The organism is Helicobacter pylori (assembly GCF_009689985.1).
GTDB classification, from domain to species: Bacteria; Campylobacterota; Campylobacteria; order Campylobacterales; family Helicobacteraceae; genus Helicobacter; species Helicobacter pylori_CG.
In genome coordinates this window covers 42,748-50,707 of record NZ_QBAW01000009.1, presented here as the reverse complement: position 1 = coordinate 50,707, position 7,960 = coordinate 42,748, and the positions used below count along the sequence as shown (strand labels likewise).

5 protein-coding genes and 2 pseudogenes are annotated in these 7,960 nt (G+C 38.3%); all 7 read right to left on the bottom strand.

The features are described from left to right. Nucleotides 1-483: 483 nt before the first annotated feature. Nucleotides 484-1,868 (bottom strand): annotated as a pseudogene (locus DBU79_RS06655) (MFS transporter). 258 nt (nucleotides 1,869-2,126) lie between these two features. Further along, nucleotides 2,127-3,454, bottom strand: a pseudogene (locus DBU79_RS06650) (GmrSD restriction endonuclease domain-containing protein). Further along, nucleotides 3,432-3,821 carry a DUF262 domain-containing protein gene (locus tag DBU79_RS08060; RefSeq protein WP_154411927.1) on the bottom strand — a complete coding sequence of 130 codons (390 nt, stop codon included), beginning with the start codon at nucleotides 3,819-3,821 and terminating at the stop codon, nucleotides 3,432-3,434. The pseudogene DBU79_RS06650 and the gene DBU79_RS08060 overlap by 23 nt, the downstream one beginning before the upstream one ends. A 67-nt stretch (nucleotides 3,822-3,888) precedes the next feature. Then, nucleotides 3,889-4,602, bottom strand: a complete 714-nt coding sequence (locus DBU79_RS06640) for an amino acid ABC transporter permease (RefSeq protein WP_154411930.1) — start codon at nucleotides 4,600-4,602, stop codon at nucleotides 3,889-3,891. Then, nucleotides 4,586-5,362, bottom strand: a complete 777-nt coding sequence (locus tag DBU79_RS06635) for an amino acid ABC transporter substrate-binding protein (RefSeq protein ID WP_154411926.1) — start codon at nucleotides 5,360-5,362, stop codon at nucleotides 4,586-4,588. Before DBU79_RS06635 ends, DBU79_RS06640 begins: the two co-directional genes overlap by 17 nt. A 71-nt stretch (nucleotides 5,363-5,433) precedes the next feature. After that, entirely contained in the window at nucleotides 5,434-6,567 is a 1,134-nt protein-coding gene (gene alr / locus DBU79_RS06630; protein ID WP_154411925.1) for an alanine racemase, read from the bottom strand. Between the two features lie 6 nt (nucleotides 6,568-6,573). Further along, nucleotides 6,574-7,926, bottom strand: a complete 1,353-nt coding sequence (locus DBU79_RS06625; protein WP_154411924.1) for an alanine/glycine:cation symporter family protein — start codon at nucleotides 7,924-7,926, stop codon at nucleotides 6,574-6,576. Between the last annotated feature and the right edge of the window lie 34 nt (nucleotides 7,927-7,960).

The following is a 7,960-nucleotide window of genomic DNA, read 5'->3' as shown; positions in this document are numbered from 1 at the left end:
AACTCTTTTATTTTCAATGAAGGGGCTAACCATTTTAAGGTGTTTTTTAATTATGGGTGGGTGTTTTGAGCGTGAAAATATTGAAAAGCTCAATCAAGCGATAATCTTATTGTGATACACTCCATAGGGAGCTAGGGGGGGTTTTAATGAGGTTGCAGAGAGGAATTATAATATCCCCCCACCCCCTTAAGAGTTTTACAACAAAATGAAATCTAAAACGATAAGTTCAAAAATCTTTGAATGTTAAGAATTTCACCATAACCAAAATCCACCAACGCTAAGCGTTAAACCCTTACAACAAGTAGCACTAAAACACCCTATTAAAACTTAAATAATAATGCTTCCTTTTTTAGCTTTTTCTCTCTTTTTCCACGAAATTTCTCTATATTTTTAATTCTAGGGTCAATATGATTTTTTAAAATAATATGGTTTAATGAAAATCGGCTCAATCTTGGTTGAATGATTCAAAAGTTTGCGCTTCTTTCATGCTGTGGGCGACACTTCGTGTTGGGTATTAGATTTATTGTAAATTGGCGCCATTAAAAGCGATGCGAGAAAAGCGATTGAAGCAACCACAAAAATATAAAAACTTAGACCATAACTTTGCAAGCTTTCAGGTGCTGCTATAGCTTTTGCGTTTAACCAGCTTGAAAGTTGAGGGGTAAAGCCAGCGGTTATAGCATAGGCTATGTTATAAGCAAAGGAAATCCCGCTAAAACGGATTCTAGCGCTAAACACATCGCTCATAAAAATGGGGCAAAAATTCATAATACCCGCACAAAAGCAGGCTAAAAAGAGTATAAAGCTACGGTATTGACTAAACTTGGCGCGTTAGAATAAAATTCTTTGAAGAATAAAAAGCCAAAAAACCCAAAGGCCACACTAAAAGCCATACAAACTTTGTGCGGTTTGATTTTATCGGCTAAAAACCCGGTTAAAATAATAGAACTTACAATACCAACAAGTCCTAAAATTTGAAAATAGGTTTTTTCAAACGGAGTGAAATGAAAATTAGGATGCGTAAGGGTAAAATTGGGAACAAAGAGGATAAAAATCAAAATACAAGCGGTTAAAACCCAAGTGATAAGCATGGAGATTAATATGCCAAAGCGAGAATTTTTAAACACCTCTTTAAGCGGGAATTTAACTAAGGCATTGTCTTGCTTCATTTGCTGAAAAACAGGAGTTTCTTCTAAAAAGCGTCTCAAATAGACAGAAATGATACCAAAAATCCCTCCAAGCCCAAAAGCAACCCGCCAAGCCCAATCTTCAACAACAAGCTTGTCAAAAACCATGTAAATCCCAATATAAACCAAACTCCCAAGCAAAATCCCAGAAACTACAGAAGCGCTTAAAAAACCGATATAAGTGTTTTTTTGGCCTTGCGGAGCATGCTCATGGACAAAAACCCAAGCGCCAGGCAATTCACCACCCACAGCAACGCCTTGACAGATCCTAACAAATATCAAAAAAACAGGAGCTATGTAACCAAGATAATGAGCATTTTTTGGGGTAAGTCCCATGCTATCAACGCCAAAACTCACCAAATCATTAAAAGTTGGCATCAAAGCCAGCACAAAGGTTGGGATCACCATCAATAAAATAGAGAGCATGAACATGTTTTTACGACCGAATTTATCCCCAAAGTGAGCCATCACTATGCCGCCAAGCGGGCGCGCTAGATAACCTGCAGCAAAGATACCATAAGTGTTGATTTCAGACCAAATGGGGCTGAGGGTGTTTGGGAAAAAGTGCTTGGCAATGATACTCGTAAAAAATACAAAGATGATAAAATCGTAAAATTCTAAAGTCCCGCCAAGCGAAGATAACCCTAAGGTTCTTACCTCTTTTTTGCCTAAATGTTTTATTGACTATCCTTTCACTAGGCTATCGCCCTGTTTTAAATTTGTCATTTTGAAACTAAGATGGATAAGATTGATTTTATATAACTACCTTACACCTTAACAGCATTTTTTAGATAACAAGCATTAAATGAAATTTGATTAGCACTTAAAAAGTGAATCATTCTACCTTTTTTATCATTAAGAATCACTTAAACGAGTTTAAATTTTGTTTTACCCGTTTTAAACGCTTACTTGATTATATCAGCCACGAAAACACTCCTATTAAGACTTGGGCAATAACACTTCCTTTAATTTTTCAATGATAGCTTCTTCTCTTTTTTCACGAAATTCCTTGATGTTTTCCCATTCTAATTTTAGGGTAGGGTCAATATAATTTCTTTTTTTATACTCTTCTATGGCTTGCTCATTTTTATATTCTTCTTTGAGCCAACTTTCTGGGTCTTTATCCTTTTTGGCGCTGTTTTCTTGGCCTTCTAAAAGCTGGAGGTTGTATAGATGATTCTCACACTTATAGAAATCTTTATTTAATTTTTTATTTTTCTCATCAAACTTGGACTTTGGATAAATATGGTCTATATGAAAAGTGGTGGTTTTGCAGTTCAAGTTTGGGTATAAGATTTGTAAGATAGGAAAGACTCGAGAATCGCTACTAGAACACATCATTTCTTCTATAGCATCGTTAGTGATTTTTAAAGGATTTTTCTCATGTTTGGCTAAATTGTGGTTGAACCGCTCAAAAGTTTGCGCATCCTTCATGCTATTGGCTATGTTGTTTAATTTTGTATCCGTTGAGTTACTAAAATAACTCGTGATTTGAGCGTTGCGGACAAATTTTAGGGCTTGTTCTTCATCGTTTTTATCCATTTTTTGTTTTAAAAATAAAAATAGGCTAAAGTGGATAGAATATAAGCTGAACCCAGATATTTTACATAACCAAAAGTTTCTAATAGTTTTGCAGCGTTATAGATGCTTTCTGTAATTTTTTCCCAATTTTCTTCAATCTCTTTGATATTATTTTTATTAAAATTTTTTAATTCAAAAGTAGTGTCTTTACCAATGAGAAACAAGCAAGTTTTTAGCACCTGGTCTTGCTCCACATTTGGAAAGTCTTTGTCTTTTAAAGCATCCACTAACTCATTCATTTTTTCTCTAATATCGCTTGAAAAGCTTGCTGTCAAAATGGACATCAATAAATCCGAATAGCTTAACTTAACCCCGCCGCTATTGACACGGATAAAGATATTTAAAACTTTATTAAGATTTTTTTCTTTTTCTTCAAAAAATGAGATGAGTTGTTTGGTGTGAAAAGCGTCTTTTAGCTTTTCTAGTAAATCCAATGCATTACCTTTTATACCCTGTTTTTCTGCATAATTCCACACACTTTCCAACTCTAAAATATCCCCCACCTTAAACCAAAAATGATTTTCATCGTTTGCAGGCGCTTTGGCATGGAATTCAAATTGGTAATTGTCTTCTGGATCGTCCATGTTTGGCTGGTGCTTCAAATTCAAATACAAACGCTTCTCTTCATAAGCGTTGGGGTTATCGTTTCTAGCCCCCTTTTTCTTAAGAGTTGCCTTTAAGCCCAATATAAAGCGAGGTTAAGCGCTGTTGGCCATCCAGGACAATAAACAACTCATCACGCACGATTTGTTCAATACGCATTTTTTCATTGTGAGGCTTTCGCTCATCGTAATTTGTAATGAATTGATAGAGTTGGAAATTGAGTTTATTCTCGTCTTGTTCGTCGCTCTTGGCTATATCTTCCTTTTGTAATTTCCAAAATAAAAAAGAGCCAATAGGATAGCCCCTAAGAATGGAGTCAAAAAGTTGCTCTATCTTTTTTTCATCGGCTTTTTTGAGCCACACATATTCACGCTGAATGTCAGGCAAAAAATAACGAACATTCAATTCATCTACCACATTTTTAATGCTATTATCCAAAAACACACCCATGAGAATCTCCTTATTTTTATTCAGGCTGTATTATAATCAAATATTAAAGAGATTAGATTGAGCCAACTTAATTTAAGATTTTTTCCATGCGCTTTTGGATCACTTCTAAAATCAAGCAAAAAAGCCAGTAAATCAAAGCGGCTTCCAAGTAAATAGGCAAAAAGTCATAGCTGGCGTTCGCTTTTTGCTGCGCGATTCTAAAAACCTCTGCGATCGTTACCACCGAAGCTAAAGAAGTTTCTTTAAAAAGGCTGATGAAAGTGTTACTCAGGCTGGGCGTGGCGACTTTGAGCGCTTGAAAAAAGATGACATGCCAAAAGGTTTGCAAGTAATTCAAGCCCAAGCTCAAGCTTGAATCCCATTGATCTTTAGGGACAGAAAGAAAGCTCGCCCTCAAAGTCTCTGAAGCGTATGCCCCCACATTAAAAGAAAAGGCAATAATGCCTGCCGGGATCGGATCAATATAGACTCTAAGGGCGGGCAAACCATAAAACACCACCACGATTTGGACCAATAAAGGCGTGCCTCTAATGAGCGAAACATAGAAATTCACGCCCGCTAATAAAGCCTTATGAATGAAATGTTTAGGGGGCGCGATCTTAATGAGAGCCACCAAAACCGCAATGAATAAGCCCAAAATGAAAGAAATGATCGCTAAAGGCAAAGAAATGCAAAAAGCGGCTTTTAGCATGGGGTAGAAAGCCTCTAATAATAATTCCAAACGCTCCTTGCTCAAATCTAAAGATTCAAAAAACAAAGACAAATTATGGCTGGCTGACATCTTTTCCAAAAAATTGTTCGCCTAAGCGTTTTAAAACCCCCCTATCTATCAATCTTTGCATCGCCTGGTTGATAAGCTCTAAGGCTTTTTCTTGGTGCTTGTTGATGACAAAGGAAGCGCCCCCATCTTTTTCTTTGGACTCCCATGCGATTTTAAAGGGGTTGTTTTTGTGAGTGTTTAGGTAGTTTAAGATCGCTAAAGAACTATTTAAGGTCAAATCGGCTCGTTTTTGCGCCACCAACAACAAAGCTTGCGCCATAGAATCCACCGAAACGATTTGAGCGTCGTATTTGAAAGCGATTTCCCCATAAGTGGAGCTTAAAGTGTTAGCCGCTCTCAAACCTTTAATGTCTTTAATGTCTTTAATGCGGTTTTCATCTTTTCTAACCAGCATGATCGTTCCTGAATAGCTATAGGGCAAGCTTTTATCAAAAGTCGCTTGGCGTTTTTTAGTCGTCAAACTCACTTGGTTAGCGACCATATCAAAACGCCCCGATTTCAAGCCTGTAAGCATAATATCCCATGAAGTTTCGTTGAATTTGATTTTCACGCCAAGCTCTTTAGCCAACTCCCTAGCCACTTCCACATCATAGCCGGTGAGCTTGCCTTCTTTATTGTGGTAAGTGAAAGGGGGGTAAATGCCTTCTGTGCCAACGCTGATCGTTTCTTTATTAACAAGCCTTTCATACAAGCTCGAAGCGTTCAAAAAACCCCCCAAAAAGCTTATTACCAGTAAAAAGAGAAATAAAACTTTTTTCATTTTATAATCAATCCTACATTTTTATTTTTCGCGCATTCTAGCGCAAAATAAAAATTTTGCATGGTTTGATTTTAAATATAAACGCGCTCCAAGCGTTTGGATAGGGTGCTGATGGTTTCATAAGGAATGGTGTTTAAAAGTGCAGCGATTTCGCTTGCGTCGTTAGCCTTAGCGCTTTTATCCCCAAACAAGATGACCTCATCGCCCTCTTTGGCTTGAATATTATTGAGCTTGACAAAGCACTGATCCATGCACACCTTGCCAATAAGGGGGGCTAGTTGGTTATTGATCGCTACTTGAATGCGATTGCCTAAAGCGCGCACTAACCCGTCTGCATACCCTAGAGCCAAAACACCCACTAAAGTTTCTTCATTGGTGTAAAAATGCTCGCCATAGCCAATAAATTCGCCTTTTTTAACGCTTCTGATTTGAACGATTTGAGCTTTTAAACTGATAACATTTTTTAAAATGGTTGGGCATGTTTCTTTCATTCCATTAGAAGGGTAAAAACCATAGAGCATGATGCCTGGGCGATAGAGATTTAAGAAGCGATTTTCATTCCCATTACACAAAGAAAGGATGCCGGCGGAATTGTAGGCATGGCGGTATTGAAACTCTATTTTTTGATCCAAAAGCTGCTCTAAAAAAGCGTTAAAGGCTTTCATTTGGTTTTTAGCATGGGTTTTAATCCTAGCATCAGCGTTGCCTAAATGCGTGAATATCCCTTCCACCTCCAAGCCCTTTAAAGCGCGGATTTTTTTAATGATTTCTATGCTTTTAAAATTAGGCTCTAATCCCAAGCGGTGCATGCCGGTATCAATTTTGAGATGAATTTTTAAGCGTTTTTGAGATTTTAAAGCCATTTGAGAAAAAACTTCCGCTTGTTCAAGACTAAAAATCATAGCGCTCAAATCGTTATCAATCAGCATGGAAGCGTTAGAATTAGGGCTATAACCTAAAATCAAAATGGGGGTTTTAGAGAAATGAGAGCGCAATTCTAAAGCTTCATCTAAGGTCGCTACCCCTAGATAATTAGCCCCTTCTTGTAAAAAAATTTCGCTCGCTTTTATGGCCCCTGCCCCATAAGCGTTCGCCTTGACAACTGCCATGATGTGGGCGTCTTTAGGGACAATGCTTTTGACTGCGCTAAAATTATGCCTTAAAGAAGCGGTATTCACTTCTACAAAACTCGCCCTTTTTAACATGCCGTCTTACTTGTTAGAATATTTGCTAAAATACCAGCGCGTTTCTGAAGAAACCACCTTATGCAACAAAATCAAAGCGATCAAATTAGGGATAGCCATAAGCCCGTTAGAAAGATCCGCTAAATTCCACACAAAATCAATTTTAGCCATAGCCCCCACCATCACACTCGCTAAAAAGATCAAGCGGTAATATTTCACTTTTTTTTCACCAAAGGCGTATTCAGCACATTTTTCCCCATAATAAGCCCAACCAATAATCGTAGAGTAGGCAAAAAAGATCATGGTCAAAAAAATCACCACTGCCCCTAATGATCCTAGAAAATACTCCGTGCTTTTTAGAGTGAGCAAATTAGCGCTTAATTTTTCCCCATTAGGGAGCAAGGTGTTGTATTCTGGAGCCATTAAAATCACGCTCGCTGTTGCCGAACACACTATTAAAGTTACAATAAAAGTTTGGAGCATGGACACTAGGGCTTGGCGCACCGGGTGGTGCGTTTGAGCGCTCGCAGCAATAATGGCTGAACTCCCTAACCCCGCTTCATTAGAATACAACCCTCTAGCCACGCCCGTTTTTATCATCGTCGCTACCAACGCGCCGCTCGCTCCGCCCACAACGGGTTTAGGGTTAAAGGCTTCTTCAAAAATGAGTTTGATCGCTTGAATGGCTAAATCAAAATGGCTAGCAATAATATAAATAATAGCGATCAAATACAAAAGCACCATAATAGGAGCCAAGTAAGAAGTGAATTTACCAATGGATTTAATCCCCCCTATGACAATAACAGCGGTTAAAAGAGTGAGCAACAAGCCTGAAACCCAACTGGGCAAGTTCGCTTGTTCGCTTAAAATGGAAGAAACCGCATTAGATTGCGTCATGTTACCGGTGCCAATGCTTGCAATAATCGTAAAAATCGCAAACGCCATGGCGAGTTTGGGCATGTTAAGGCCGTTTTTGATGTAATACATAGGCCCTCCGTTGTATCCAAACGCCCCTTTTTCCCTGTATTTCACCGCTAAAATCCCCTCAGAATACTTAGTCGCCATGCCAACAAGCCCGGTAACCCACATCCAAAACACCGCACCTGGCCCTGCAATGCTAATAGCGGTCGCTACACCTACGATACTCCCAATGCCTACAGTCGCTCCTAAAGAGAGCATGAGAGCAGAAAATTGCGAAATGTCGCCCTTAGATTGGGACTCTTTGTCAAAAAGGATTTTGATCGCATAAAAAATCTTACTGAATTGCAAACCCCTAAGATAAAAGGTTAAAAACAAGCCGGTGCCTACTAATAAAATTTGCATGGGAATCCCCCACACAAAATTAGATAACAAACGCACCACCGAATCAATCGTTTCCATAAAAACTCCTTAATAAACTAGGGTTTAAAAAAGA